Annotated in this window: 30 protein-coding genes; 29 read left to right on the top strand and 1 reads right to left on the bottom strand. The window is 30.6% G+C overall.

Features of this window, described 5'->3' with window-relative positions; genetic code table 11:
- Nucleotides 1-34 precede the first annotated feature (34 nt).
- Nucleotides 35-2,221, top strand: a complete 2,187-nt coding sequence (locus GFJ94_RS00655) for a glutamine synthetase III (RefSeq protein WP_153199400.1) — start codon at nucleotides 35-37, stop codon at nucleotides 2,219-2,221.
- Between the two features lie 80 nt (nucleotides 2,222-2,301).
- Here GFJ94_RS00655 and GFJ94_RS00650 read toward each other — a convergent pair whose 3' ends face one another.
- The gene (locus tag GFJ94_RS00650; RefSeq protein ID WP_153199398.1) at nucleotides 2,302-3,540 is read right to left on the bottom strand and encodes an NAD(P)/FAD-dependent oxidoreductase; all 1,239 of its coding nucleotides are present in this window, start codon (nucleotides 3,538-3,540) and stop codon (nucleotides 2,302-2,304) included.
- Between the two features lie 116 nt (nucleotides 3,541-3,656).
- Here GFJ94_RS00650 and hutH point away from each other — a divergent pair, with 116 nt between their 5' ends.
- The 28 genes from hutH to GFJ94_RS00510 all read left to right on the top strand — a co-directional run bounded on the left by hutH (nucleotide 3,657) and on the right by GFJ94_RS00510 (nucleotide 26,911).
- Nucleotides 3,657-5,174, top strand: coding sequence for a histidine ammonia-lyase (gene hutH, locus GFJ94_RS00645; RefSeq protein WP_153199396.1), 1,518 nt, complete (start codon nucleotides 3,657-3,659; stop codon nucleotides 5,172-5,174).
- A gap of 68 nt (nucleotides 5,175-5,242) precedes the next feature.
- Nucleotides 5,243-6,349 carry a WG repeat-containing protein gene (locus GFJ94_RS00640; protein ID WP_153199394.1) on the top strand — a complete coding sequence of 369 codons (1,107 nt, stop codon included), beginning with the start codon at nucleotides 5,243-5,245 and terminating at the stop codon, nucleotides 6,347-6,349.
- Nucleotides 6,350-6,362: 13 nt separating this feature from the next.
- Complete coding sequence (gene fabG, locus GFJ94_RS00635) at nucleotides 6,363-7,094, top strand: 3-oxoacyl-ACP reductase FabG (protein ID WP_153199392.1); 732 nt, start codon at nucleotides 6,363-6,365, stop codon at nucleotides 7,092-7,094.
- A 9-nt stretch (nucleotides 7,095-7,103) separates the two neighbouring features.
- The gene (locus GFJ94_RS00630; protein WP_153199391.1) at nucleotides 7,104-8,330 is read left to right on the top strand and encodes a beta-ketoacyl synthase; all 1,227 of its coding nucleotides are present in this window, start codon (nucleotides 7,104-7,106) and stop codon (nucleotides 8,328-8,330) included.
- Nucleotides 8,331-8,337: 7 nt separating this feature from the next.
- On the top strand, nucleotides 8,338-8,592 hold the full coding sequence (locus tag GFJ94_RS00625; protein ID WP_153199591.1) for an acyl carrier protein: 255 nt from the start codon (nucleotides 8,338-8,340) through the stop codon (nucleotides 8,590-8,592).
- A 6-nt stretch (nucleotides 8,593-8,598) separates the two neighbouring features.
- Nucleotides 8,599-9,468 (top strand): lipid A biosynthesis acyltransferase, encoded by an 870-nt coding sequence (locus GFJ94_RS00620; protein ID WP_153199390.1) that lies wholly within the window; start codon nucleotides 8,599-8,601, stop codon nucleotides 9,466-9,468.
- Nucleotides 9,469-9,523: 55 nt separating this feature from the next.
- Entirely contained in the window at nucleotides 9,524-11,179 is a 1,656-nt protein-coding gene (locus GFJ94_RS00615; RefSeq protein ID WP_153199388.1) for an NAD(P)/FAD-dependent oxidoreductase, read from the top strand.
- 11 nt (nucleotides 11,180-11,190) lie between these two features.
- The gene (locus GFJ94_RS00610; RefSeq protein ID WP_153199386.1) at nucleotides 11,191-12,093 is read left to right on the top strand and encodes a dialkylrecorsinol condensing enzyme DarA; all 903 of its coding nucleotides are present in this window, start codon (nucleotides 11,191-11,193) and stop codon (nucleotides 12,091-12,093) included.
- Between the two features lie 12 nt (nucleotides 12,094-12,105).
- On the top strand, nucleotides 12,106-13,239 hold the full coding sequence (locus tag GFJ94_RS00605; protein ID WP_153199384.1) for a beta-ketoacyl-ACP synthase III: 1,134 nt from the start codon (nucleotides 12,106-12,108) through the stop codon (nucleotides 13,237-13,239).
- Nucleotides 13,239-13,673, top strand: a complete 435-nt coding sequence (locus GFJ94_RS00600; protein ID WP_153199382.1) for a hypothetical protein — start codon at nucleotides 13,239-13,241, stop codon at nucleotides 13,671-13,673. The genes GFJ94_RS00605 and GFJ94_RS00600 overlap by 1 nt, the downstream gene beginning before the upstream one ends.
- Before the next feature lie 4 nt (nucleotides 13,674-13,677).
- On the top strand, nucleotides 13,678-14,145 hold the full coding sequence (locus GFJ94_RS00595; protein WP_153199380.1) for an ABC transporter permease: 468 nt from the start codon (nucleotides 13,678-13,680) through the stop codon (nucleotides 14,143-14,145).
- A gap of 1 nt (nucleotide 14,146) precedes the next feature.
- Nucleotides 14,147-14,551 carry a hypothetical protein gene (locus tag GFJ94_RS00590; protein ID WP_153199379.1) on the top strand — a complete coding sequence of 135 codons (405 nt, stop codon included), beginning with the start codon at nucleotides 14,147-14,149 and terminating at the stop codon, nucleotides 14,549-14,551.
- Nucleotides 14,551-15,546, top strand: coding sequence for a BtrH N-terminal domain-containing protein (locus GFJ94_RS00585; RefSeq protein ID WP_153199377.1), 996 nt, complete (start codon nucleotides 14,551-14,553; stop codon nucleotides 15,544-15,546). Before GFJ94_RS00590 ends, GFJ94_RS00585 begins: the two co-directional genes overlap by 1 nt.
- 1 nt (nucleotide 15,547) lies before the next feature.
- Nucleotides 15,548-16,309, top strand: coding sequence for an ABC transporter ATP-binding protein (locus tag GFJ94_RS00580; RefSeq protein WP_370513774.1), 762 nt, complete (start codon nucleotides 15,548-15,550; stop codon nucleotides 16,307-16,309).
- Entirely contained in the window at nucleotides 16,299-17,594 is a 1,296-nt protein-coding gene (locus tag GFJ94_RS00575) for an ABC transporter permease (protein WP_162523760.1), read from the top strand. The genes GFJ94_RS00580 and GFJ94_RS00575 overlap by 11 nt, the downstream gene beginning before the upstream one ends.
- A complete protein-coding gene (locus GFJ94_RS00570; protein ID WP_153199376.1) occupies nucleotides 17,569-18,018 on the top strand; it encodes a thioesterase family protein in 450 nt (149 codons plus the stop codon). The genes GFJ94_RS00575 and GFJ94_RS00570 overlap by 26 nt, the downstream gene beginning before the upstream one ends.
- A complete protein-coding gene (locus GFJ94_RS00565; RefSeq protein ID WP_153199374.1) occupies nucleotides 18,015-19,151 on the top strand; it encodes a beta-ketoacyl synthase in 1,137 nt (378 codons plus the stop codon). Before GFJ94_RS00570 ends, GFJ94_RS00565 begins: the two co-directional genes overlap by 4 nt.
- 2 nt (nucleotides 19,152-19,153) lie before the next feature.
- Complete coding sequence (locus GFJ94_RS00560) at nucleotides 19,154-19,768, top strand: 3-oxoacyl-ACP synthase (protein ID WP_153199372.1); 615 nt, start codon at nucleotides 19,154-19,156, stop codon at nucleotides 19,766-19,768.
- A 2-nt stretch (nucleotides 19,769-19,770) separates the two neighbouring features.
- Entirely contained in the window at nucleotides 19,771-20,028 is a 258-nt protein-coding gene (locus GFJ94_RS00555; RefSeq protein WP_153199370.1) for a phosphopantetheine-binding protein, read from the top strand.
- 11 nt (nucleotides 20,029-20,039) lie between these two features.
- Nucleotides 20,040-21,230: a beta-ketoacyl-[acyl-carrier-protein] synthase family protein gene (locus GFJ94_RS00550; RefSeq protein WP_153199368.1), complete on the top strand. Its 1,191-nt coding sequence runs from the start codon at nucleotides 20,040-20,042 to the stop codon at nucleotides 21,228-21,230.
- The gene (locus tag GFJ94_RS00545; protein ID WP_153199365.1) at nucleotides 21,230-22,291 is read left to right on the top strand and encodes a beta-ketoacyl synthase N-terminal-like domain-containing protein; all 1,062 of its coding nucleotides are present in this window, start codon (nucleotides 21,230-21,232) and stop codon (nucleotides 22,289-22,291) included. The genes GFJ94_RS00550 and GFJ94_RS00545 overlap by 1 nt, the downstream gene beginning before the upstream one ends.
- A gap of 65 nt (nucleotides 22,292-22,356) precedes the next feature.
- Nucleotides 22,357-23,049: a polysaccharide deacetylase family protein gene (locus GFJ94_RS00540; RefSeq protein WP_238989417.1), complete on the top strand. Its 693-nt coding sequence runs from the start codon at nucleotides 22,357-22,359 to the stop codon at nucleotides 23,047-23,049.
- The gene (locus GFJ94_RS00535) at nucleotides 23,039-23,665 is read left to right on the top strand and encodes an outer membrane lipoprotein carrier protein LolA (RefSeq protein ID WP_153199361.1); all 627 of its coding nucleotides are present in this window, start codon (nucleotides 23,039-23,041) and stop codon (nucleotides 23,663-23,665) included. Before GFJ94_RS00540 ends, GFJ94_RS00535 begins: the two co-directional genes overlap by 11 nt.
- On the top strand, nucleotides 23,643-24,254 hold the full coding sequence (locus GFJ94_RS00530; protein WP_153199359.1) for a hypothetical protein: 612 nt from the start codon (nucleotides 23,643-23,645) through the stop codon (nucleotides 24,252-24,254). The genes GFJ94_RS00535 and GFJ94_RS00530 overlap by 23 nt, the downstream gene beginning before the upstream one ends.
- 1 nt (nucleotide 24,255) lies before the next feature.
- On the top strand, nucleotides 24,256-24,852 hold the full coding sequence (locus GFJ94_RS00525; RefSeq protein ID WP_153199357.1) for an outer membrane beta-barrel protein: 597 nt from the start codon (nucleotides 24,256-24,258) through the stop codon (nucleotides 24,850-24,852).
- Between the two features lie 13 nt (nucleotides 24,853-24,865).
- Nucleotides 24,866-25,243 (top strand): 3-hydroxyacyl-ACP dehydratase, encoded by a 378-nt coding sequence (locus tag GFJ94_RS00520; protein ID WP_153199355.1) that lies wholly within the window; start codon nucleotides 24,866-24,868, stop codon nucleotides 25,241-25,243.
- Entirely contained in the window at nucleotides 25,240-25,731 is a 492-nt protein-coding gene (locus tag GFJ94_RS00515) for a hypothetical protein (RefSeq protein WP_153199354.1), read from the top strand. The genes GFJ94_RS00520 and GFJ94_RS00515 overlap by 4 nt, the downstream gene beginning before the upstream one ends.
- Nucleotide 25,732: 1 nt before the next feature.
- Complete coding sequence (locus GFJ94_RS00510; protein WP_153199352.1) at nucleotides 25,733-26,911, top strand: DUF2062 domain-containing protein; 1,179 nt, start codon at nucleotides 25,733-25,735, stop codon at nucleotides 26,909-26,911.
- Nucleotides 26,912-26,916: the final 5 nt, after the last annotated feature.

Genomic DNA, 26,916 nt, shown 5'->3' with positions numbered 1-26,916 from the left:
TTTTCAAGGGTTTAACTTTTAACACACACAACTTATGTCAACATTTCGTTTTCAAGCTTTAAGAAAAGCAACAGACAGAAAACCTGTTCATGTAGAAGAATTGGACAAAAAATCAGCTATTTTTGGTAGTAATGTCTTCGGAGACAAAGCTATGCGACAATTTTTAACATCAGAAGCTTACAAAGCAGTTAAAGCTGCTGCTGAGGGAGTAAAAATAGATAGAAAAATTGCCGATTATATTGCTATGGGAATGAAAGAGTGGGCATTATCAAAAGGTGTAACTCATTATACGCACTGGTTTCAACCCTTAACTGGAACCACTGCGGAAAAGCATGATGCTTTTTTTGAAACTTTTCCTGACGGAAGTGATCCAGTTGAAAAATTTGGTGGAAGTCAATTAGCTCAACAAGAACCAGATGCTTCTTCTTTTCCAAATGGAGGAATCAGAAATACTTTTGAAGCAAGAGGTTATACCGCATGGGATCCAACATCTCCAGCATTTATTTTTGGAACTACATTGTGTATTCCAACAGTTTTTGTGTCCTACACAGGGGAAGCTTTAGATAATAAAACACCTTTATTAAGAGCTTTAAATGCGATTGATGCTGCTGCGATTGATGTAGCAAAATATTTCGATAAAAATGTAAAACGTGTAACACCAACTTTAGGTTGGGAACAAGAATATTTCTTAGTTGACACAGCTTTAGCCAACTCAAGACCAGACTTATTAGCAACTGGAAGAACGTTATTAGGTCACACTGCGGCAAAAGGTCAACAATTAGACGACCATTATTTTGGTTCGATTCCAACACGAGTTTTAACGTATATGCGTGATTTAGAAAACGAATGTATGTTATTAGGAATTCCCGTTAAAACGCGTCACAACGAGGTTGCACCTAATCAGTTTGAGTTAGCACCAATCTTCGAAGAAACGAATTTAGCGGTAGATCACAATTCATTATTAATGGATGTGATGCAAAAAGTAGGAGAGCGTCACGATTTTAAAGTATTATTCCACGAAAAGCCTTTCAAAGGAGTAAATGGTTCAGGTAAACATAATAACTGGTCATTAGCAACAGATACTGGAATCAACTTATTGTCTCCAGGAAAAACGCCAATGAGCAACTTACAATTCTTGACTTTCTTTATCAATACGATTAAAGCAGTTCATGATAACGAAGAATTATTAAGAGCATCAATTGCTTCTGCAAGTAACGACCATCGTTTAGGAGCTAACGAAGCGCCACCAGCAATTATTTCGGTTTTCATTGGACAACAATTGACTAAGGTGTTAGCCGAATTAGAAGGAGTTTCTCAAGGTAAATTATCGCCAGAAGAAAAAACAGATTTAAAATTAAACGTAGTAGGGAAATTACCAGACGTTTTATTAGACAATACAGACAGAAATAGAACTTCGCCATTTGCTTTCACAGGAAACAAATTTGAGTTCAGAGCAGTTGGTTCTTCAGCAAACTGTGCGGTTTCTATGACGACTTTAAATACAATTGTTGCAAAACAATTAAAAGATTTCAAAAAAGAAGTTGACGCTTTAATTGAGAAAAAAGATTTAAAGAAAGATGAAGCAATTTTCAATGTATTAAGAGAATATATTAAAGGCACAAAAGCAATTTTATTTGAAGGCGACGGTTATAGCGAAGCTTGGGAAAAAGAAGCTAAAAAACGAGGCTTAAGTAATCACAAAACTACACCACAAGCGTTAAAAGCAAAAGTTTCTAAAAAAGCAATTGATTTGTTTGGAGAAATGGGCGTAATGAACCACGTTGAGGTAGAAGCGCGTTACGAAATTGAATTGGAAGAATACGTGAAAAAAATCCAAATTGAAGGTCGTGTTTTAGGTGATATTGCTCGTAATCATGTGGTTCCAACGGCTATTCGTTACCAAAATGTGTTGATTGAAAACGTAAAAGGATTAAAAGAAATCTTTGGTAAAGATTTTGAGAAAATCGCCAAAGAGCAAATTTCGTTAATCAAAGAAATTTCAGAACACATCGAAGGCATCAATACGAAAGTAGAAAAAATGACCGAAGAACGTAAAAAAGCTAACGCCTTGACTAGTACAGAAAAAATGGCAGATGCATATTGCGATAAAGTAAAACCATACTTCGAAGAAATTCGTTACCACGCTGACAAATTAGAATTGTTAGTAGACGATGAATTGTGGACCTTAACAAAATACAGAGAATTGTTATTTACGAAGTAATTTATTAAAGTAAAATCGTAAATATTTGATTTATAAGATATTGATTAATAAAAAAGGCAATTTTAAAATTGCCTTTTTTATTATTGATGTTTTTCTAAGTTTATCATGTGTGCCATGTTTTTAATAACGTTGTCATGTTTTTTAACAAAAGGATTGTTTTGGTCCCAAACATAACCCGCTAAAACAGCACATATTTTTTCTTTTACATCCGGGTTTTCAGGCTGATGAAAGAAAAGCGTTTGTAAATTTCCAGTGTACCATTCTTTTACATAAGTTGTAAAAACACCTATACCACTTTTCATATATTCTGTAAATTCTTTTTCCCAATTTACTTCTGTTCCATTCAATTCTTTGTGAATTAATTTTGCTGCTAACATTCCAGATTCGGTAGCAAAAGCAACTCCAGAAGAGAAAACAGGATCTAAGAATTCTGAGCTATTTCCGGTTAAGGCAAAACCATCTCCGTACATTTGTTTTACAGAACGCGAATAATTTTCCAATTTTACTGGTTCAAACAAGAATTCAACATCGCCAAAACGTTTAATATAATAATCAGATAACTGAATAGCGTTTCTTAAAGCTTCGGCATTATTTCCATCTGATAAAGCATTTATAAACGATGTTGGCCCAACTACACCTAAACTTGTATTTCCATTAGAAAACGGAATAACCCATAACCAAACTTCGGTTTCTAAAATATCAAACGAAATTAAAGTTCCTTCTTCACCTTCTGGTCTGTTTTTATCTTGAACATGTGTAAAAATAGAAGAATGTGGATCTAATTTTGATGGTGTATCTAAATCTAATAAACGTGGTAAAACACGACCATATCCACTAGAATCGATAATGAATTTTGCGTGAATTTCTCTTAAATTACCGTCTTTGTCTTTTATAGTTGTAATTGAATTTTTTCCTTCAAATTTTACAGCAATAACTTCAGATTCAAATTCTAAATCAATTCCTTTATTTATAACTTCTTTTGCTAATGTATTATCAAAATCAGCTCTTGGAACTTGCCAAGTCCAATCCCATCCTTCTGAAAATTTCTTGCTAAAATCAAAAACGCAAATTTCATTACCACGAATAAAACGAGCACCAAGTTTCTTTTCAAAATTCATTTTATCTAAAGCAGGAAATAAACCCGCTTCATCAAAATGATCCATTACTCTTGGAATTAAACTTTCCCCAACTACTAGTCTAGGAAATTTAGTTTTTTCAACCACCTTTACCTTAACATTATTATTATGCAAGTAGGAAGCAGATACGCAACCCGATGGTCCAGCACCAATTACTAAAACATCAATGAATTCTTGTGTCATATTTTTCTTTTTTGTTTGTAAGAATATGTTACCTTTGACGCTTCAAATTTAATCACATATTTTTTATTTACGCATAAATTGTTTGTGATTTTTCAAATAAATTTAAAGTATTAATAATGAGCACGTTAAACGAGTATCTGTCTATTGAAGATTTTACATCTATAATTTTTAACAACAATAAAGTAGCTGTAAGTGATTCGGTTATTAAAAGAGTTGAAGAAAGTTTTGACTTTTTAAAAGAGTTTTCTGGTAATAAAGTAATTTATGGTGTAAATACTGGTTTTGGGCCAATGGCTCAATACAGAATTAAAGACGAAGATAGATTACAACTTCAATATAATTTAATTAGAAGTCATTCTTCAGGAACTGGAAAACCAATCAGTCCAATTAACGTAAAAGCAATAATTCTTGCTCGATTAAACACGCTTTCTTTAGGGAATTCTGGGGTTCATCCTTCGGTAATTCATTTAATGAAAGAATTTTTAAATAGAGATATTACACCTTTGATTTTTGAACACGGTGGAGTAGGTGCCAGTGGCGATTTAGTGCAATTAGCACACTTAGCATTAACACTAATTGGCGAAGGTGAAGTGTTTTATAAAGGTGAAAGACGAGCTACATCAGAAGTTTTTGAAATTGAAAAATTAGAACCTATAAAAGTTGAAATTCGTGAAGGTTTAGCTTTAATGAACGGAACTTCGGTAATGACAGGAATCGGAATTGTTAATGTGCACAATTCAAGAAAAGTATTAGATTGGTCTGTTAAATGTTCTTGTGCAATTAATGAAATTGTAAAAGCATATGACGATCACCTTTCTTCTGAATTGAACAATGCTAAGAAACATTTCGGACAGCAAGAAATTGCAAAAATGATGCGTGATAATTTGTCTGATAGTACTTTAGTTAGAAAAAGAGAAGATCATTTATATTCAGGAAATAACAACGAAGATGTATTTAAAGAAAAAGTACAAGAATATTATTCGTTACGTTGCGTTCCACAAATTTTAGGACCTGTTTTAGATACGATTAATTATACATCTCAAGTTCTTGAAAACGAAATTAACTCGGCTAACGATAATCCAATTGTTGATGTTAAAAACAAACACGTTTATCATGGTGGAAATTTTCACGGAGATTACATTTCTCTTGAAATGGATAAGTTAAAAATTGTAATTGCTAAATTAACCATGTTATCTGAACGTCAATTAAACTATTTATTAAATTCTAAATTAAACGAAATTTTACCTCCTTTCGTAAATTTAGGTGTTCTAGGATTTAATTTCGGAATGCAAGGTGTTCAGTTCACAGCAACTTCAACTACGGCAGAAAGTCAAATGCTTTCTAATCCAATGTATGTGCATAGTATTCCTAATAATAACGACAACCAAGATATTGTTAGTATGGGTACAAATGCAGCTGTAATTGCAAGTAAAGTAATTGAAAATGCATATGAAGTATTAGCAATTGAGTTAATTACAATTGTTCAAGCTATTGATGTATTGAATTATAAAAACGAAATATCTTCTGTAACTAGAAAAATGTATGATGATATTAGAGCAATCGTACCAGAGTTTAAAGAAGATCAAATCATGTATCCAATTGTTCAAAAAGTAAAAGATTATTTGATGCAATAATTTATTTTTCAAAAATTTCATTATTTCACAATAAAGATTAAATTGCTTAAAATTAAAATCTACCCAATATGAAAAAGTATTTATTATTATTCTTATTTAGTCAAATTTTTTATGCTCAAGAAATTGCTCTTGTAAAGCAGAATGATAAATTTGGTTATATCAACAAAACAGGAAATTTTAGTATCGAACCTCAATATAAAGTAGCTAAAAACTTTTCTGATGGTTTGGCAGCAGTTGAAAAAGATGATAAATGGGGCTTTATAAATTCTAAAGGCGAAATGGTTATTGCTCCTACCTATTCTAATGCTAAATATTTTAATAGTGGAATTTGTGTTGTAGAGAAAGATAAAAAATGGTTCTACATTAATAAAAAAGGTGAAGAATTAAAAATGCCAGCTTCTGATAAAGTATATGATTTTGAAGATGGGGTTGCTTTTATTAAAGTAAATGATAAAGTTGGCTTAATCAATCCAAAGGGTGAAATAATCGTTCAGTCTACTTATCAGGTAATAAAATCTTTTGAAAATGGTTTTGCAAAAGTAAAGCAAAATGATAAATGGGGAATTATCGATAACAAAGGAAAGTTAGTTGTAGAAACTATTTATGATGAAGTGGGAAGTTACTACAAAAACAGCACTTGGGCTCGTTTAGGAACTGCTTTTGGTTTAGTAATTTCAAATAAATTTCAAGCAATTGATGGAGTAGATAAGATTTGGGATTTCCTATATCAAGATGTTACCTATGCCAGAAAAAATGATAAAATTGGATTCATCGATTTAAAAGGAAACTGGATTATCGAACCAAAATTCGATAAAGCAAAAGCATTCCATAAAAATTTAGCACCTGTTTGTATCAACAAAAAATGGGGTTACGTTAATTTAAAAGGCGAAGTTGTTATTGGATTAAGCTATCCAGATGCAGAAATTTTTAGTAAAGATGGATTGGCTCCAGTTAAAATCAAAGAATGGGGTTTTATTGATGAAACTGGTAAATTAGTAATTCCTGCTGAATACCAAATCACAGCTGGAGGTTTAGCTTCTATGTTTAAAGAAGATGATAAAGGATTTGTTAATGGTTTGGCAAGAGTTAAACATAAAGGAAAATGGGGTTTTATCACAAAAGAGGGTAAAGCATTAGGAGATAAATGGTTTGATAACGCAGAATTATTTCAATAAAAAAATAAGAAAAATGAAGTGTGCATTAGTTACAGGTGGATCAAGAGGAATTGGAAGTGCAATTTGTAAGAAGTTAGCAGAGTCTAAAGAATATCATATATTAATCAATTATCAATCAAATGTTGAAGCAGCTGAAAAAACACTAGAAGCTGTAAAAGAAAATGGTTCAACAGGAGAAATTATTAAATTTAATGTTTCGGATGCAGATGAAGTAAAAGAAGCATTAACAAAATGGCAAGAAGCAAATCCAACAGCTGTAGTTGAAGTTATTGTAAACAATGCAGGAATCACAAGAGACGGCTTGTTTATGTGGATGTCTTATGAAGACTGGAATAACGTAATCAACACAAGCTTGAATGGTTTTTTTAATGTAACTAATTTTTTTATTCAAAAAATGTTACGCAATAAATATGGCAGAATTGTAAATATGGTTTCAGTTTCTGGTGTAAAAGGAACACCAGGGCAAACTAATTATTCTGCTGCAAAAGGAGCTGTAGTTGCTGCAACAAAAGCATTAGCACAAGAAGTTGCTAAAAGAAATATAACCGTAAATGCTGTAGCCCCAGGATTTATTAGAACCGATATGACTGGTGAATTAGACGAAAAAGAATTGATAAAAATGATTCCTGTAAACCGTTTTGGAGAAGCAGAAGAAGTAGCCGATTTAGTTGGTTTCTTAACTTCAAAAAAAGCGGGTTATATTACAGGTGAAGTTATCAATATTAATGGTGGAATTTATTCATAAAAATTAGCTATGAGCAGAAGAGTTGTTATTACTGGAATGGGAATTTATTCTTGTATTGGTACTTCAATAGAAGAAGTTAAACAATCTTTATATGAGGGTAAATCAGGAATTATTTTTGATGAAGAACGAAAAGAATTCGGATTTCAATCTGCATTAACAGGCAGCGTTCCTAAACCTGATTTAAAAAATCATTTAAGCAGAAGACAAAGAGTAAGTGTAGGTGAAGAAACAGAATATGCTTATTTAGCAACCATAGAAGCATTAAAAAATGCCAAAATTGAAGATGCTTTTTTTGATGAAAATGAAGTTGGTATTTTGTATGGAAACGACAGCGTTTCTAAAGCAATTATTGATGCAATTGATATTGTTAGAGAAAAAAAAGATACCGCTTTAATTGGTTCAGGAGCCATTTTTAAGTCAATGAATTCAACCGTTACCATGAATTTATCTACAATATTTAGATTGCGTGGTGTAAATATGACTATTAGTGCAGCTTGTGCTAGTGGTTCGCATTCTGTAGGTTTGGCTTACCTTTTAATAAGTAGTGGTTTACAAGATATTGTTATCAGCGGTGGAGCGCAAGAAATTAATAAATATGCCATGTCAAGTTTTGATGGACTTGGTGTTTTTTCACCAGATGAAGCTAATCCAACAAAAGCGTCAAGACCATTTGATACTAGTAGAAATGGTTTAGTTCCAAGTGGTGGTGGCGCTACATTAATTATTGAAAGTTATGAATCTGCTGTAAAAAGAGGAGCACCCATCTTAGCCGAAATCATCGGTTACGGATTTTCTTCAAACGGAGGTCATATTTCAACTCCAAACGTTGAAGGGCCTGCAACGGCTATGAAAAGAGCACTAGCGCAAGCAAATATCGATCCATCTGAAGTAGGTTATATTAATGCACATGCCACATCAACTCCTTTAGGAGATGCTAACGAAGCAAAAGCAATATTTGAAGTTTTTGGAGAGAATGGTCCTCATGTTAGTTCTACAAAATCGATGACAGGTCACGAATGTTGGATGGCAGGTGCAAGCGAGCTTATTTACTCTACTATTATGATGCAAAATGATTTTATTGCACCTAATATAAACTTCGAAAACCCTGATGAAGATTCAAAAAAATTAAATATTGCGACCAAAACAATAAATAAGAAATTTGATGTATATTTGTCAAATTCTTTTGGATTTGGTGGAACAAATTCAGCAATTGTAGTAAAAAAAATAGAAAGTTAATATGATTATGGTAATCGAAGAAATTATTGAAAAAGTAAACGAGATTTTTGTAGATGAATTTGAAGTAGATGGTGATGTAATTTCTCCTGAATTAAATTTAAAAGATACTCTTGGTTTAGATAGTTTAGATTATGTAGATTTAGTTGTTGCAATTGAATCAAATTTTGGGGTTAAATTAGGAGAAGCAGACTTCGTTGGAATTGCTTCTTTTCAAGATTTTTATAATTTAATTGATACTAAAATACAGAACGCTAATAAATAAAATATCATGAGTCAGTGGGATGGAAAATCTAAAGGTACTGTACTTGGATATAAAATATTTGTTTTTTGTATAAAAAAGCTCGGAATTAAAGCAGCTTACACTGTTTTAGTTTTTGTAGCTTTTTACTATTTTATATTCTTAAAAGAAAGTAACAAACAAATATTTTATTATTTTCACGAAAGGCTTAATTATTCTTATTTTAAGTCTAAACTCATGGTTTTCAAAAGTTACTTTACTTTTGGGCAAACCATTATTGATAAAACAGCTATTTCTGCTGGATTACGAAATAAATTCACGTACGAGTTTGATGGTATCGATATTCTAAAAGATTTACAAGCTCAAAAAAGAGGAGGAGTCTTAATAAGTGCTCACATTGGAAATTTTGAAATAGCAGAACATTTTTTTGGAGATATAAATTTTGATTGCCAAATAAATCTTGTTACTACAGATAGAGAACATTCGGCTATAAAACAATATTTAGATACAGTCACTCAAAAATCATCTATAAAATTTATTCTAATTAAAGACGATTTATCTCATATTTATGAAATTAATGGTGCTTTAGCAAATAATGAATTAGTATGTTTTACTGGAGATAGATATTTTGAAGGAACAAAAGTAATGAGAGAAACTCTTTTAGGAAAAGAAGCAAGTTTTCCATCTGGCCCTTTCTTAATTGCTTCGAGATTAAATGTTCCTGTAGTGTTTGTTTATGTAATGAAAGAAGCTAACTTGCATTATCATCTTTATACGAGACAATCAAATGCAAAACATAGAGATGAAAAAGCACTTCTAAAATCATACACTGAAAGCCTTGAAAGTATGTTGAAAAAATATCCTTTACAATGGTTCAATTATTTTGATTTTTGGAAATAAATAGTAATAATTAAAAAGCAAAATTGTATTTTTCAGTTATTGCTATGTAGAAATAATGGAAAAATTTGATGCAATTGTTATAGGTTCGGGAGCTGGTGGTTTGTCTACTGCTTTATGTTTGGCTCGAAGTGGTCAAAAAGTTTTAGTGTTAGAACAACATTATGTTCCAGGAGGATGGTGTCATACTTTTACGTTAAATGGGCAACGGTTTAGTCCAGGCGTACATTATATTGGTTTACTCGATGAAGGGCAATCAACAAATGACTTATATAAAGGTTTAGGAATTGCTAATGACTTAACCTTTTTTAGAATGAACAAAAACGGTTATGATCATTGCATAATTGGTAACCAAAAATTCGATATTCCAGCAGGAATTAATAATTTTCAAAACAAATTAATTGAAGCATTTCCTAAAGAAGAAAAAAACATCAAAGAATACCTTTCTTTAATTCAAAAAGTAAATTACGAACTTCAATTAATGCCAAAATTAAAAGGATTATGGCAAAAAATCACCGTTCCTTTTCGAACAAAACATTTTGGAAAGTTTGCCCTTTTTAGCTTAAAGCGTGTAATAGGTTGGCATATTAAAGATTCAAAGCTTCAAGCTATATTAAATTCGCAATGTGGCGATCATGGTTTACCTCCTTCACAAGCTTGTTTTCCTGTTCATTGCTCGGTTATGAATCATTATTTTGATGGTGGATTTTACCCAATGGGTGGGGCAAGTAGCATAGTTAAAGCTATGACTAGTAAAATTAAAAGTTTTGACGGAGAAGTTCGAGTGAGTCAAAAAGTTACAAAAATTATTGTTGAAAATAACCAAGCAAAAGGAGTCGAATTAGCAACGGGTGAAACTATTCTAGCTAATACAATTGTTTCAAATGCCGATCCATCTATCACTTTTTTAAAGTTAATAGGTAAAGAAAATATCAGTAAAAAATTAGACAAGAAACTATCTAAAACAAAATATTCAGTAACTTCTTTAATCTTATTTTTAACTCTAGAAGTAGATGTAACCAAATATGGTATCGATTCGGGTAATATATGGAAGTTTGAAGACGAAAATATAGACAATCATTTTGATACTTTAACAAAAGGGAATATTATTGAAGGAGATAAATTTCCAGCCCTTTTTATTAGTTGCACTACGCTTAAAGATCCAGTTAGTTATAATGGGAAATACCATAATTTTGAAGTGGTTACTTATGTAGATTATGATAGTTTTAAAGACTTTAATTCTTCAGAAGATTATCATTCAGAAGCTTATGAGTTATATAAGAAAAGAATCGTTGAGAAATTCCTAAACAATATGGATGAGTTTATTCCTAATGTACGAAATTATGTCGTTCAAGCCGAATTAGGAACTCCAAAAACCAATCAGTTTTACATCAATTCTACAAACGGAAATGTATACGGAACAAATAAAACACTAAATCAAGTAGGGCCATTTTCATATAAAAATAAAACCGAAATTGAGAATTTGTATTTATGTGGAGCAAGTACATTATCTCATGGGGTAACGGGCGCTACTTATTCTGGTTTAGCAGCAGCTGCTCAAATTTTAAATTGTACTTCAGATGATTTATTAATTAATGATGATTCTCAGAAAATTAAAATTTATGATGCCGAAGATAGCACAACATGGAGCGTGTTTGTTCACAAGAAAAGAGAAGATAAAATCAGAAATTTTAAGAAAATTAACGTAAGTTAATAACAGTAAACATGAAAAACGTTTTAGTAATACACTACTCGCAATCGGGTCAATTAACTGAAATTCTTGATAATTTGACACTTCCATTTTCTTCAGATGAAGAAATTGATATTACGCATTATACCATTGAAATGGAGAATGATTTTCCTTTTCCCTGGAAAAAATCAGCTTTTTTTAATGCATTTCCCGAATCTTTTTTACAAATTCCAGCACCAATAAAAGCACCATCAAATGCCATTTTAGAAAAACAATATGATTTAATTATATTAGGTTATCAAGTTTGGTATTTATCGCCTTCTATTCCAGTTAATTCATTTCTTAAAAGCTCTTTTGCAAAGCAACTATTCAAAAACACTCCCGTAATTACAGTTATTGGAGCAAGAAATATGTGGGTAAAGGCACAAGAAAAAATGAAAGTTTTGCTTTTAGATGTACAAGCAAATTTAGTGGGTAATATAGCTTTGGTAGATAGAAATATTAATCATATTAGCGTGGTTACAATTGTGCATTGGATGTTTTCAGGCAAAAAAACAAAATATCTTGGCATTTTTCCTTTGCCAGGAGTTGCCGATTCTGAAATTAAAAATGCCTCAAAATTTGGAAATGTTATCAAAGAATCGCTCTTAAATAAAAATTTTAACAATTTGCAAGACGAATTATTAAAATTAGACGCTGTTGAAATTAGACCGTTTTTAGTTGAAATGGACAAAAAAGCGAATAAAATGTTTAAAACATGGTCAAATTTTATCATAAATAAAAAAAAATCAAGAGAATTTTGGTTAAAAGTGTTTAATGCATATTTGTGGGTTGCTATTTGGGTAATTTCACCAATTGTATTTATATTGCACCTTTTAAAATATCCATTTATTGCTAATAAAATAGCAAAAGAAAAAGCTCTTTACAAAAAGATATAAAGTTTAATAAGAATGTCTGAAGTTTACATAACAAAATCTAGTAAGTTCTTGCCGAATAATCCTATTTCAAATGATGAAATGGAAAATATGTTGGGTCTAATTAATGATGAAACCTCAAAAGCAAGACGAATAGTTTTGAGAAATAACGGAATTAAAAATAGATTCTATGCAATTGATGAAAATGGGAATCCTACTCATTCTAATGCCGATTTAACCTTTTTAGCAATTAATGGTTTATTTGATGACCATTTTACTTCTCAAAATGTTGAATTATTATCTTGTGGAACTTCAACTCCCGATTTACTTTTGCCATCGCATTCCGCTATGGTTCACGGATTGTTACAAAATCAATCAGTTGAATTAAATTCTTCTTCTGGAGTTTGTAATGCAGGTATGAATGCTTTAAAATTCGGATATTTATCTGTAAAATCAGGAAATACGAATAATGCAATTTGTACTGGCTCTGAAAGAGTTTCAACTTGGATGTTAGCCGATAAATTTGAAAACGAAATTATCAATCTTAAAAAATTAGAAGAACAACCAATCGTTGCTTTCAAAAAAGATTTTTTAAGATGGATGTTATCAGATGGTGCCGCTGCATTTTTATTAGAAAATAAACCAAGTGGAAATATTTCTTTAAAAATAGAATGGATGGAAGCTTTTTCATATGCATATGAGTTAGAAACTTGTATGTATGCTGGAGGAGACAAACGACCAGACGGAAGCATAAAACCTTGGAGCGATTATAAATCTTCAGAATGGCTTTCAAAATCTGTATTTGCTATTAAGCAAGATGTAAAATTGTTAGACGCTCATATTTTACAAAAAGGTGCCTTGAGTATGAAAGCAGCTTTGGATAAAAATAATTTAAGTGCAGATCAAATAACTTACTTTTTACCTCACGTTTCTTCTCATTACTTTGTAAAAGGTTTATATGAAGCTTTAAAAGAGCAAAATACAGAGATTCCAATGGAACGTTGGTTTATGAATTTAAAACACGTTGGAAACGTTGGTTCAGCATCTATTTATTTGATGTTAGAAGAATTAATGAATTCGGGTAATTTGAAAAAAGGTGATAAAGTATTATTATCTGTCCCAGAAAGCGGACGTTTTTCATATTCATATGCTTATTTAACGGTTTGCTAATGGAAAACATTACTTTACCAATTTTAGATCGCAATTTTGTAGGAAATCTTATTCCGCAAAAGTTTCCATTTGTAATGGTAGATAAAGTTTTGGCTTTTGGCGAAAATTTCATCAATTCAGGATTTACAGTTGAAGAAACAAATATTTTTACCAAAAACGCAATTTTTCAAGAAGCAGGTTTAATCGAACATATGGCACAATCAGTGGCTTTGTATACGGGTTATCAGTTTTTTTTAAAGCAGGAACCAGCACCAACAGGTTATATTGGGTCAATTAAATCAATTGAGATTTTTCAATTACCAAAATTAAACGATAATCTTGTCACAAAAGTAAATGTGCTTCAAGAGTTTGCAGGTATTACATTAGTAGATATTTCAGTACTTCTTAATGAAGTTGAAATTGCTCGTGGACAAATGAAAACCGTTTTAGCATAACATAATGAATCAGGTTTTGAAGGAAGCAGAAATAAATATCAATCACTTTTTACCACATAGAGCACCTATGCTTATGGTTGATGTTTTAAAAGAAATAACAACCACTTCAGTAACTTCGGTTTTTGAAATCAATTCAAGTAACGTTTTTGTAGAAAATAATTATTTTTCAGAAGTAGGATTAATAGAAAATGCAGCACAAACTTGTTCTTGCATTGTAGGACAATCTTATTTTCTTACGAGAGATAATGAAATTAAAGAAGATGTAAAATTAGTTGGCTTTATTAGCGGAATCAAAAAAGCATCAGTATTTATGTTGCCTATGGTAAATCAAACGATTAAAACATCTGCTACATTAGTTTCAAGATTTGACACTGACGATTACAGTATTTGTACTATGAAATGTCAAACCTATCAAGACGAAAATCTTTTATTAGAATCGGAAATAAATTTATTCATTCAAGAAGTAAAGTAATATGAAGAAAGAAGAAATACCTCAAGATGAAAGTAATTTATCTAAAAGTAATGTAAAAGAATTATGTTACGCAACTGATGAAAACGGAAATTACACTACAGGATTAAGCACCGGCTGGGAACCTAAAACAATTGCTTTAGAAAATTCTATAAATGCAATTAACGAACGTATAGAAGAAGCAAAACAAGATATAAAATCAGGAAAAGCAAGTCCAATTGTATATTTCATGGAACTTCATAGAATGGACTGGATTACACTAGCCGATTATGTTGGAATGTGGAAATGGAGAGTAAAAAGACATGCAAAACCTGCTGTTTTTAAAAAATTAAATCAAAAAATACTGCAAAAATATGCAGATACTTTTCAGATTTCGGTAGCCGAATTAACAAATTATAAAGGAGCTTAATGGAAACCAATTTTACACATCATCAATCAGCACATTGTGAAAATGGAGTTGCTTCTAATTTATTAAAATTCAACGGAATAAATATCAGCGAACCAATGGTTTTTGGTATTGGCTCGGGATTGTTCTTTTTTTATTTTCCATTATTAAAAGTTAATCAAGCACCAGCAATAAGCTATCGTCCTATGCCAGGTTTTATTTTCAATAAAGCAGCAAAACGATTAGGAATTACAGTTAAGAGAATAAAATTTTCAAGTCCTGAAAAGGCACAAATAGCATTAGAAAATAACCTTAAAAATAACATTCCAACAGGTTTACAAGTTGGAGTTTATAATTTAACATATTTTCCAGATGAATATCGTTTTCATTTTAATGCTCACAATTTAGTAGTTTACGGAAAAAAAGATAATACTTTTTTAATCAGCGATCCTGTAATGGAAACCGTTACAACGTTATCAGAATCTGAATTAGAAAAAGTAAGATTTGCAAAAGGCGTACTTTCTCCAAAAGGACAAATGTATTATCCAACTAATATTCCATCTGAAATTAATTGGGAAAAAGCCATTAAAAAAGGAATCAAGAATACCTGTAACGACATGTTAGCTCCGGTGCCAATTGTTGGCGTTGCAGCTATGCGATTTTTAGCAAAAAGTATTCGTAAATGGCCAAAAACTAAAGGAGTTAAGGTAGCGAATCATTATTTAGCTCAAATGATTCGTATGCAAGAAGAAATAGGAACTGGAGGCGGTGGTTTCCGATTTATTTATGGTGCTTTTTTACAAGAAGCTGCAGTAATTTTAAAAAATGATAAGCTAAAAGAACTTTCGTTAGAAATTACTCAAATTGGTGATTTATGGAGAGATTTCGCCGTAGATGCTTCTCGCGTATACAAAAATCGAAGTAATTTGGAAGATGTATACAATACATTAGCAGATCAATTGCTTCATATTGCAGATTTAGAAGAAGCGTTTTTTAAGAAACTTAAAAAAGCCATCTAAAGTGAGTAGCAATAAAAACATAATTCAAATTAATCAACTTTTTAAGCAATATAAAGAGGCAGATTATTTTTCAGTAAATAATCTAAATTTAAGTATTGAGGAAAAAGAAATATACGGTTTACTCGGTCCAAATGGCGCCGGAAAAACCACTTTAATATCAATGCTTTGCGGAATTATTAAACCAACTTCGGGTAATTTTAGCATTAACAATCTTACTTATGAAAAAAACGCATTTGAAATTAAAAAAACAATTGGTGTAGTTCCACAAGAATACGCATTATATCCAACACTTACGGCTAGAGAAAACTTGTTGTATTTTGGAAGTATGTACGGACTTAAAGGTAAAATTCTGAAAGAAAAAGTAAATTTAGCTCTTGACCAATTAGGTTTATTGAAGTTTGCTGATAAGAAAATCGAAACTTTTTCAGGCGGAATGAAACGCAGAATTAATCTTATTGCTGGAATTTTACACGAACCATTAATTTTGTTTTTAGATGAACCAACCGTTGGAGTTGATGTGCAATCTAAAAATGTAATTATTGATTATTTAAGAGAATTAAATGCAAAAGGAACTACAATTATCTATACATCGCATCATTTAACCGAAGCACAGGATTTTTGTACTAAAATTGCCATTATCGATAGAGGAACAATTTATGCAGAAGGAACACCAAGCGAATTGATTCAAAGCACAACTGGTGCACATAATTTAGAAGATGTTTTTATTTCATTAACCGGTAAAGAACTTCGCGATGATGTATAAATTATGGATGTCGGTTTACAAAGAATTTCTTTTATTGAAAAGAGATTTTGGAGGTTTAATCATCTTATTTGTGATGCCTTTGGTATTAATTATTACCATTACTTTAATTCAAGATAGCACGTTTAGAACGGTTACCGAAAGTAAAATTCCTGTTGTTTTAATTGATAACGATAAAGGCGAAATTTCTAAATCGGTAATAGAAAACCTAAATAATAGTGGTCAGTTTGAAATTGTTTCTTCTTTAGATGGAAAAAACTTAACAGAAGATTCAGCAAAAGAAGCTGTTTTTAAAGGGAAATTTCAATTAGCTATTATTATTCCCGAAAATCTAAGTAAAGATTTGCAATTAAAAGTAAATCAAAACGTAGACAAAATAATTTCAAATTTTGGAATTGGTGATCTTTCAGAAGAGCCAAAAAAAGATTCACTTCCACAAATAATAAACAAAAAAGAAGTCCGACTTTATTTTGATCCTGCTACGCAAGCCACTTTTAAAAGTAATGTAAAAAGTAGTATTGATAAAATGATTTCTCAAATTGAAACCAAATCCATCTACGCTACTTTTCAAGAGCAATTAGGTGAAGGAGAAGAACCCATCTTTGAGCAAGAAAGTTTCATTACGTTTAAAGAAATTGTTCCAACGGTAGATAATAAAGAAATTTTACCAAATTCGGTGCAACATAACGTTCCGGCTTGGACTTTATTTGCCATCTTTTTTATAATTGTTCCGCTTTCTATTAATATTGTTAAAGAAAAAGGGCAAGGAACACAAATTCGATTACTTACTAATCCTGTTCCATATTATGTTGTAATTGCTGGAAAAACAATTACGTATTTGGTAATTTGTATGATTCAGTTTTATCTAATGGTTTTAGTTGGAATGTATTTATTTCCGTATTTAAGTTTACCAACATTAGATTTAGATGGAAAATTCTTTCTAATGAGTGTTGTGGCATTATTTTCAGGATTAGCAGCAATTGGATTCGGAATTTTACTTGGAACTATTGCTAAAACTCAAGAACAATCAGCACCTTTTGGAGCAACTTCGGTAGTAATTTTGGCTGCCATTGGTGGTGTTTGGGTTCCCGTATTTGCCATGCCAAAAGTAATGCAAGTTATTTCGCATATTTCACCTATGAATTGGGGATTAAACGCATTTTATGATGTTTTACTTCGTAAAGCTGATGCTATAGAAATTCTTCCCGAAATATTTTTACTACTTTTGTTCTTTATAATTACAATTTTTATTGCCATCCAATATGATAAAAAGAAAAGAGCAGTATAACGAGGCCTCTCATTTAAGCGTTTCTAAAGATATTAGAGTTCGATTTAACGAAACAGATCCATTAGGAATTGTTTGGCACGGCTATTATATCACTTATTTTGAAGATGGAAGAGAAGCTTTTGGAAGATTGCACGGTATTTCATATTTAGATGTTCAAAAACACGGTTATACAACACCAATTGTAAAATCGATATGCGAACATAAATTGTCATTAAAATATGGCGATGTAGCTCGAATTGAAACTACAATTGTAGATTCGCCAGCTGCTAAAATGATTTTTAGATATGTAATTTACGATAGCAATAATGAAGTCGCTTGTACAGGTGAAACCGTTCAAGTGTTTTTAGATAGTGATGGAAATTTAGTTTTAAATGCTCCTTCTTTTTATGAAGAATGGAAAAAAAGCGTTGGATTATTAAAATGATAGCAAATAAAACAATTTACATTACCGATGCGAATTGCGTTACTCCGTTAGGTTTTGATTTAGAAACCAATTGGAGTGCGCTTGTAAAAGGGCAATCGGGAATTCAATTTCAAGAAAAATGCGGAAATCTTTCTTCTATTTATGCTTCTATCATTGAAGATGAAAAGTTAAATGAAAGTTTTCTAAAAGTTTCTAATGAAAACACGTTTACCAAATTAGAAAAGATGCTCATTTTAGCATTACATCCAATCGTAAATAAAAATAAAGTTGCCGAAAAATCAGTTTTAATTCTTTCTACAACAAAAGGAAATATTTCGTTATTAGAAAATCAAGAATTACCAATTGAAGAAGCGCAATTAGCAACATTGGCAAAAAAAATAAGTACTTTTTTTGGATTTAAAGCAGAGCCAATTGTGGTTTCTAATGCTTGTGTTTCTGGAGTTTTAGCGGTTTCTGTTGCTAAACGAATGATTCAATTTGGCGCTTATGAAAACGCATTTGTAATTGCTGGAGATGAAATTTCCGAATTCGTTTTGTCAGGTTTTAATTCCTTTCAAGCGATGAGTAGTTTGCCTTGTGCTCCTTATGATGAATCTCGAAATGGAGTAACTCTTGGCGAAGCAGCTGCAGCGGTTTATGTTTCTTCGGAAAAACCAACTGACAATGCTGTAGCAATTATTGGAGATGGAGCTATAAACGATGCCAATCATATTTCTGGACCATCAAGAACAGGTGAAGGCTTGTTTAAAAGTATTGAAAGTGCTTTTAAAGAAGCAAATATTACAAAAGATAAATTAGATTACATTTCGGCTCACGGAACTGCAACTTTATATAATGATGAAATGGAAGCAATAGCTTTTTCTCGTTCCCATATTGATACTGTTCCTATAAATAGTTTAAAAGGCTACTACGGACACACATTAGGTGCTTCTGGATTGTTAGAAATTGTAATCGGATTGCAATCGGTTTACAACGAAGAACTATTAGCATCAAAAGGATTTAAAAACTCTGGGGTTTCTATTCCTATTGCTATTTTAAAAGAAAATAGAAAAAAAGAAATCAAATATTTCTTAAAAACAGCATCAGGCTTTGGCGGATGTAATACAGCAATATTGTTTGAAAAAATAAATTAAAATTGACAACAAATTATCACATATCAAGCTATTGCAAAATAGAAAATAATACACTTCAACTAAACGGAACAACCGTTTTAGAAATGAACGATGTATTATTTCCTGAATTTATTAAAAATGCATCAAAAACAATCGGCTTAGAATATCCAAAATTTTTTAAAATGGATAATTTAAGTAAATTAGCCTTTTTAGGAGCAGAAGCAATCTTAAAAGATAACATCGATTTAGAGAATGAAAACGATATAGCACTTGTATTTGCTAATAAATCATCAAGTTTAGATACGGATGTAAAATATCAAGATTCAATTTCTGATTCCGAAAATTATTTTCCAAGTCCTGCCGTTTTTGTGTACACATTACCTAATATTTGTGTGGGCGAAATAAGTATCAAACATCAATTAAAAACAGAGAATGCTTTTTTTGTGTTTGATGATTTTAAACCCGATTTCATGTCAAATTACGCATCGTATTTGTTAGAAAGCGGTAAAACAGAAAAAGTACTTTGCGGTTGGGTAGAATATTATAAAAACGAATACAAAGCTTTTGTTTACTTAGTAGAAAAATCAGGAACAATTGCACACGATAAACAAAATATACAAACATTATACAATCAATAATTATGGAAGCTTTAAAACAAGAATTAAAATCAAAAATCATTGAAGTTTTAAATTTAGAAGATATTACAATTGAAGATATTAACGATAACGATCCTTTATTTGGCGATGGTTTAGGTTTAGATTCAATTGATGCTTTAGAATTAATCGTGCTTTTAGATAAAGAATACGGAATTAGATTAGCCGATCCAAAACAAGGAAAAGCAATTTTCGAATCTATTGAAACTATGGCAGCTTATATTGCTGAAAACAGAACTAAATAATACAATCATAAATGAAAGTTGCAATTACAGGCATGGGAATTATATCTTCAATAGGAAATACTGTTGAGGAAAACTTCCATTCATTAGTTTCCCTAAAAACGGGACTTTCTACAATTTCAAACATTAAAACGATTCATAAAGACATCATTAAAGTGGGTGAAATTAAACTGACTAATGAGCAATTAGCCGAGCAACTTAATTTACCAAGTGATAATAATTATTCTCGTACCGCATTATTAGGTGCTATTGCAGCTAAACAAGCAGTTGAAAATGCAAAAATTAGCGATATGAATGCATATAAGTCAGGATTAATTTCAGCAACAAGCGTTGGTGGAATGGATATGACTGAAAAATATTATTACGAATATTTTGAAAACGAAGCTTGCCAAAAATACATAGCCAGTCACGATATTGGCGATAATTCTCAAAAAATTGCTAATTGTATCGGATTGAAAGGTATGGTTACTACAATTAGTACGGCTTGTTCTTCTGCAGCAAATGCAATTATGTTAGGCGCAAGATTAATTCAATCAGGCGAATTAGATAGAGTAGTGGTTGGAGGAACAGATGCTTTAGCAAAATTTACCATAAATGGATTTAAAACGTTGATGATTTTGTCTGATGACTACAATGCTCCGTTTGATAACAACAGAAAAGGATTAAATTTAGGTGAAGCAGCAGCATTTTTAGTTTTAGAATCGGAGACAATTGTGAAAAATGAAAACAAAGAAGTTTTGGCTTACGTTACCGGTTTTGGAAATGCAAACGATGCTTTTCATCAAACAGCTTCTTCGGAAAACGGTGATGGTGCTTTTTTAGCAATGAACAAAGCCTTCAAAATGGCTAAAATTCAACCAAGCGAAATTGATTATATAAACGCCCACGGAACGGCAACTCCAAATAACGATTTATCTGAAGGAAGAGCTATTATCAGGATATTTGGAGAAAATGTCCCTGATTTCAGTTCAACCAAACCTTTTACAGGTCATACTTTAGCAGCAGCTGCTGGTATTGAAGCAGTTTATAGTATTTTGGCAATTCAGAATAATATTATTTTTCCTAATTTGAATTTTAAAACAAACATGGAAGAATTCAATTTAACGCCACAACTTACGCTTAAAGAAAAAGAGATACATCATGTGCTTTCAAATTCTTTCGGATTTGGAGGGAATTGTTCCACTTTAATATTTTCAAAGAACTAATGCAAAAGTGCTACATTAACGGAATGGGATGCGTCTCTTCGCAAGATACATATGAAACATCTTTCTTAGAATCGGTTGAAATTAATACAACCGAAAACATAGTTTATGCTAAACAACCTTCGTACAAAGAATTAATTCCGCCAGCCGCAGCAAGACGAATGGCAAAAGGAGTTAAAATGGGTTTAGCAGCATCAACAAAAGCATTGAAAGAAGCAAATGTTGAAGTTCCAGATGCCATAATTACAGGAACTGGTATGGGTTGTATTGAAGATTCTGAAAAATTCTTAAAAGCACTAATTGATAATAACGAGGAATACTTAACACCAACCAATTTTATTCAATCTACACACAATACTGTTGGTGCACAAATTGCTTTAGGATTAGGTTGTAAAGGTTATAATTTCACGTATGTTAATGGTTCAATTTCTTTTGAATCAGCTTTGCTTGATGCAAAATTACAACTTGAAAACGAAGAAGAAAATACCATTTTAGTTGGTGCAGCAGACGAAACCTCTTCACATACAATGGAGTTGTTTAAACTGGTTAACATCATTAAAAAAGAAAGCGATCAACCTTATTCTGTTTTAAACTCTAATTCTACAGGTGTTGTTTACAGCGAAGGCGCAACTTTCGTGACTTTAGAAAATGTAAAAAAGGAAAATTCGTATGCCGTTTTAGAAGCTTTACAAATTCAAAACGAATTGAATGTTAATGATGTTGATAATTTCATTGGAGATTTTTTAGATAAAAATCATTTAAAAATTCAAGATATTGACGTTGTTGTTTTAGGAAATAACGGAGATATTAATTTTGATACTTATTACACAGCTGTTGGTTCGTTATTTAGCCAAATTCCGCAAGTTTATTACAAACATTTATGTGGTGAATTCAATACAGCTTCGGCATTTGGATTTTGGGTTGGTGCATCCATTCTTAAAAGTCAAGCAATTCCACAAATTGTAAAAATGAACTCTATTGAAAAAACTACTTTTTCAAAAGTATTACTTTATAATCAGTTTCAAGGAAAAGACCATAGCTTAGTACTTTTATCAAAATGTTAAGACATAAATATTCTGTATTTATATTTTTTGTACTGCTTGCGATTTTGTTTTTCACTAAAGCGAGTATGCTTTTTTATGTACTACTTTTATTATCTTTTTTAATTATTACAACTTGGGGCGCTTTTGATATAAGATTGAATTATTTTACTAAAGCAATTTGCAAAGGCAATTCAAGACATAAAAAAAATATCGCTATCACATTTGACGATGGTCCTCATGAAAAAACTCCAGAGATTTTAGATGTTTTAATGAAATATAATGCAAAAGCCACTTTTTTTTGCATTGGGAAACAAATTGAAAAGCACCCTGAAATTCTTAAACGCATTTTAAATGAAGGTCATAACATCGGAAATCATTCATATTCGCATCCTAAATGGAATGGTTTTTTTTCTACCCAAAAAATAGTTTCAGAAATTGATCAAACCAATGCTTTAGTATCTCAAGTCGTTAATAAAAAAGTAAAACTTTTTAGACCACCTTTTGGAGTGACTAATCCTAATATAGCTAGAGCTGTTGCTAAAACAAATAAAATCGTAATTGGTTGGAATATTCGTTCATTAGATACGGTTATTGAAAGTGAAAACTCTATTTCAAATCGAATTAAAAATAGAGTAAAACCTGGAGGAATTATTTTATTACATGATACTTCTGCTAAAACAGTATTAGTTTTGGAACAGTTATTGCTATTTTTGCAATCAGAAGGTTATCAAACAGTAACTATTGAAGAATTATTAGAAATTTCTGCTTATGAAAACTAAATTTTTAGTGCTGATTATTTTAATTTGTAGCTTTAAAATGAGCGCACAAGAGCAAAAAATGGCGGCTCAGGAAATAGTTAAATTTAAAGCAACTATTGAAAATCAGTCAAAAAGTATTAAAACTATAAAAACTGATTTTGTTCAAATAAAACATATGGATTTTTTAACGAAAGACATTGAAACTTCTGGTAAAATGTACTTCAAATCTCCAAATTTGTTAAATTGGCAATACACTAAGCCTTACCAATACAGTATTGTTTTTAAAAATAATAAAGTGTACATAAACGATCAAGGCAATAAAAGTACGGTAGATGCAAAAAGTAAAATTTTCGAAAAAATTAATAAGCTTATAGTTGGAAGTGTTAGTGGTAATATGTTTGATGATAAGGAATTTGACATTTCGTATTTCAAAACAAAGGAACATTACATCGCTAAGTTGATTCCAAAAATAGCCTCGATAAAAAAGATGATTAAGCAAATTGATTTGTATTTTCCTTTAAAAGATGCTACAGTTTCAGAAGTTAAATTAATTGAATCATCTGGAGATTACACAAAAATCATTTTCAAAAACAAAGTAATTAATGCAAAATTTGATGATTCGGTATTTACTAATTAGTGCTTTCTTTAGCCTTTTTATATCATGTAAATCGTATCAAATTAAAGATGCTGTTTCTGTAGATAATTCTTTGCAATTTGTTCAAAATCAATACTTTTCAGATTCTTCGTTGGATTATGTTTATAAAACGCACATAGAGATTTATGGAAACAAAATGGGCGGAATTTTTATTGCAAAACGTATTAACGACAGTATTCATAGAATGGTTTTAACCACCGATTTTGGAAATAAACTCTTAGATTTTGAAATTTCAGAAAGCAGTTTTAAAGTAAATTTTGTAATTGATAATCTCGATAAAAAAATAATCATTAATACACTAAGAGACGACTTTAGAACGTTGTTACAAGTAAATAGTAAAGTTTTTAAAACTTATAAAAGAAATAATGAAGTAATTTATCAAACAGAAAATAATGTTTATTACTTCTTTGATGAATTTTCAAACAATTTAACTAAGATAATTAAGACTAACAAAAGAAAGGAAAAAGTTCTATTTACTTTTCAATCAAAAAAAACTACTTTTGCTGAAAATATCAATATTCAACATAATAATATTAAACTTAAAATAGATTTTAATCAAATAAACAATTAACATGAAAAAAGCATTTTATTTATTAGTCATTTTATTCGGATGTGTTACTATTAGTAATGCTCAAGTTACTTTTAAACCGGGTTTTAGAGGTGGTGTTAATTTTTCACACTTTTCAAAAGGAAATGATTCATACTATGACGATGGTTTTACTAGTGATAGAGATTTTGGATCTAGAACCGATTTTTACCTTGGTTTTTTTGGAGATTTAAAATTAACAAAATATTATTCATTACAACCAGAAATTAATTACTCTCGACAAGGTTCGGAATATAAATATTATGATGATTCTTCTATGTCAAACAGAACTGAAGATTTAGAAGTGTCTTATTTAGCTGTAGGAATTGCTAATAAATTTACTTTCAATAAATTTAATGTTCATGTTGGACCAACATTTGAATTTGTTGTAGATCAAAATTTTGATACAGATGCAAGTGTAGATTTAGCATTTTTCTTAGGTTTAGGATACGACATTACTCCAAATTTTGGTGTTGAAGCAAGAGTTAAAAAAGGAATTATTCCTGTGTTAGATTACTCTGATGGAAATCATACAAATGTTGTGTTTTCTCTTGGTGGATTTTATAAATTTGACGTAAAATAATAAAATAAAACTTATGTTGTTACAGGATTTTTATAGCGTAGATTCATTAAACACAATTAGCGATAGCAAATATGTTGCTTCGATTACTTTAAATAAAGATCACGCCATTTTTAAAGGACATTTTCCAGGAAATCCTGTAACACCAGGAGTTTGCATGATGCAAATAATTAAAGAAATTACAGAAAGTATTTTAAATGTTTCTTTGACTATGGTAAGCACTTCAAACGTAAAGTTTATGGCTTTAATTAATCCAGAAGTTAATGCGAAACTTACTTTGGAATTAGAAGTTTCTGAAAATGAAGCTTCAGAAATTAAAGTAAAAAACACTACAAGTTTTGACGAAACTGTAGCATTAAAACTTTCAAATACGTATAAAAAAATAACTTCTTGAAATTAATTTCATCAATAGTATTTTTAATAACTTTCTTTTATTTCCAAAGTTATAATGTTACAGACATTAGAAAAATGTATGTTGAATCTTCGGTTTCTAAAACCAATGCGATGAAGTTCCATAATTTTATGAGTAATTATTCAAAAAATGATGAAACTTTATTAGCTTATAAAGGAGCTTCAATTGCTTTAAAAGCAAAACATACAACTGGAATTAAACAAAAGAAAGAAGAGTTTGTCAAAGGAATTACTATTTTAGAATCGGTAATTATATCGAATCCCAATAATATTGAAGCGCGTTTAATTCGATTAAGTATTCAAGAAAATACGCCCAAAATATTAAAGTACAAACAAAATATTGAAAGTGATAAAAAACAAATTGTACTTTTGTTTAACAAACAATCAGTTGATTTAAAAGAATATATACGAGATTTTGTAAATCAGTCAAAAGTTTTTACTGAAGCTGAAAAACAACAATTAAACAAATAGAATGCTTTCAAATTCTACTATTTCAGAAACAATGAATCTTAAAAAGGTATGTGTTATTATTCCAACTTATAATAATCACAAAACTTTAAAAAGAGTTATAGATGGTGTATTGCAATATACAACCAATGTCATTGTTGTGAATGATGGTTCTACTGATAGTACTTCAGAAATTATAAATTCGTATTCTTCTATAGATTCTATTTCAATTTCCAAAAATCAAGGAAAAGGTAATGCACTCCGATTAGGATTTAAAAAAGCAATTGAAAACGGATTTCATTATGCTATTACAATAGATTCAGACGGACAACATTTTCCTGATGATATTCCTGTTTTTTTAGAAGAATTGGATAATAACGATAGTAATATTTTACTTATCGGTAGCCGAAATATGAACCAGGAAGGTGTTCCAAAGAAAAGTAGTTTTGGAAATAAATTTTCTAACTTTTGGTTTTGGTTTGAAACCGGAATTCAATTAGAAGACACACAATCAGGTTATCGATTGTATCCATTATTACACATTCCAAAGAAATATTTTACCAAAAAATTTGAGTTCGAAATCGAAGTTATTGTTCGTTCTGCTTGGAAAGGTTCTATTGTGAAAAATATTCCTGTAAAAATTTTATACGACCCAACCGAACGCGTAACGCATTTTAGACCTTTTAAAGATTTTACAAGAATTAGCATCCTAAACACCATTTTAGTATTAATAACCCTTTTATATATTAAACCAAGAGATTTTTTTAGAAGTTTCCAAAAAAAAAAAATAAAGCAATTCATACAAGATGAAATTTTAGAAAGTAACGATTCTAATTTAGTAAAATCATTATCAATTGCATTAGGAGTTTTTATAGGAATTGCACCCTTTTGGGGATTTCAAACTGTCTTAGTTATTTTTTTAGCTGTTTTATTTAGATGGAATAAAATATTAGCGTTTACATTTTCTAATATTAGTATTCCTCCCATGATTCCTTTTATTATTTTTGCATCTTTACAAGTAGGTTCATATTTTGTTGTAGGTGAGGTGTTTTTTAACCAAAATCAGGAGTTTTCTTTTGAAACAATTAAAAATCACACAACTCAATACCTTGTAGGAAGTTTTATTTTAGCTACAATTACTGCATTTGTTTTCGGATTTTCTAGTTATTTCTTACTTTCGCTGACGGGAAAATCAAAAAAATAATATTA

The organism is Flavobacterium sp. LMO8, assembly GCF_009495755.1.
Taxonomy (GTDB): Bacteria; Bacteroidota; Bacteroidia; order Flavobacteriales; family Flavobacteriaceae; genus Flavobacterium.
Note: the sequence above shows the minus strand (reverse complement) of the source record. Positions and strands in the feature narration are given on the sequence as shown.

Coding starts and splice junctions, on each gene's coding strand:
- GFJ94_RS00655 (WP_153199400.1), top strand. CDS start 35: ATGTCAACATTTCGTTTTCAAGCTTTAAGAAAAGCAACAGACAGAAAA.
- GFJ94_RS00650 (WP_153199398.1), bottom strand. CDS start 3,540: ATGACACAAGAATTCATTGATGTTTTAGTAATTGGTGCTGGACCATCG.
- hutH (WP_153199396.1), top strand. CDS start 3,657: ATGAGCACGTTAAACGAGTATCTGTCTATTGAAGATTTTACATCTATA.
- GFJ94_RS00640 (WP_153199394.1), top strand. CDS start 5,243: ATGAAAAAGTATTTATTATTATTCTTATTTAGTCAAATTTTTTATGCT.
- fabG (WP_153199392.1), top strand. CDS start 6,363: ATGAAGTGTGCATTAGTTACAGGTGGATCAAGAGGAATTGGAAGTGCA.
- GFJ94_RS00630 (WP_153199391.1), top strand. CDS start 7,104: ATGAGCAGAAGAGTTGTTATTACTGGAATGGGAATTTATTCTTGTATT.
- GFJ94_RS00625 (WP_153199591.1), top strand. CDS start 8,338: ATGGTAATCGAAGAAATTATTGAAAAAGTAAACGAGATTTTTGTAGAT.
- GFJ94_RS00620 (WP_153199390.1), top strand. CDS start 8,599: ATGAGTCAGTGGGATGGAAAATCTAAAGGTACTGTACTTGGATATAAA.
- GFJ94_RS00615 (WP_153199388.1), top strand. CDS start 9,524: ATGGAAAAATTTGATGCAATTGTTATAGGTTCGGGAGCTGGTGGTTTG.
- GFJ94_RS00610 (WP_153199386.1), top strand. CDS start 11,191: ATGAAAAACGTTTTAGTAATACACTACTCGCAATCGGGTCAATTAACT.
- GFJ94_RS00605 (WP_153199384.1), top strand. CDS start 12,106: ATGTCTGAAGTTTACATAACAAAATCTAGTAAGTTCTTGCCGAATAAT.
- GFJ94_RS00600 (WP_153199382.1), top strand. CDS start 13,239: ATGGAAAACATTACTTTACCAATTTTAGATCGCAATTTTGTAGGAAAT.
- GFJ94_RS00595 (WP_153199380.1), top strand. CDS start 13,678: ATGAATCAGGTTTTGAAGGAAGCAGAAATAAATATCAATCACTTTTTA.
- GFJ94_RS00590 (WP_153199379.1), top strand. CDS start 14,147: ATGAAGAAAGAAGAAATACCTCAAGATGAAAGTAATTTATCTAAAAGT.
- GFJ94_RS00585 (WP_153199377.1), top strand. CDS start 14,551: ATGGAAACCAATTTTACACATCATCAATCAGCACATTGTGAAAATGGA.
- GFJ94_RS00575 (WP_162523760.1), top strand. CDS start 16,299: ATGATGTATAAATTATGGATGTCGGTTTACAAAGAATTTCTTTTATTG.
- GFJ94_RS00570 (WP_153199376.1), top strand. CDS start 17,569: ATGATAAAAAGAAAAGAGCAGTATAACGAGGCCTCTCATTTAAGCGTT.
- GFJ94_RS00565 (WP_153199374.1), top strand. CDS start 18,015: ATGATAGCAAATAAAACAATTTACATTACCGATGCGAATTGCGTTACT.
- GFJ94_RS00555 (WP_153199370.1), top strand. CDS start 19,771: ATGGAAGCTTTAAAACAAGAATTAAAATCAAAAATCATTGAAGTTTTA.
- GFJ94_RS00550 (WP_153199368.1), top strand. CDS start 20,040: ATGAAAGTTGCAATTACAGGCATGGGAATTATATCTTCAATAGGAAAT.
- GFJ94_RS00545 (WP_153199365.1), top strand. CDS start 21,230: ATGCAAAAGTGCTACATTAACGGAATGGGATGCGTCTCTTCGCAAGAT.
- GFJ94_RS00540 (WP_238989417.1), top strand. CDS start 22,357: ATGCTTTTTTATGTACTACTTTTATTATCTTTTTTAATTATTACAACT.
- GFJ94_RS00535 (WP_153199361.1), top strand. CDS start 23,039: ATGAAAACTAAATTTTTAGTGCTGATTATTTTAATTTGTAGCTTTAAA.
- GFJ94_RS00530 (WP_153199359.1), top strand. CDS start 23,643: ATGATTCGGTATTTACTAATTAGTGCTTTCTTTAGCCTTTTTATATCA.
- GFJ94_RS00525 (WP_153199357.1), top strand. CDS start 24,256: ATGAAAAAAGCATTTTATTTATTAGTCATTTTATTCGGATGTGTTACT.
- GFJ94_RS00520 (WP_153199355.1), top strand. CDS start 24,866: ATGTTGTTACAGGATTTTTATAGCGTAGATTCATTAAACACAATTAGC.
- GFJ94_RS00510 (WP_153199352.1), top strand. CDS start 25,733: ATGCTTTCAAATTCTACTATTTCAGAAACAATGAATCTTAAAAAGGTA.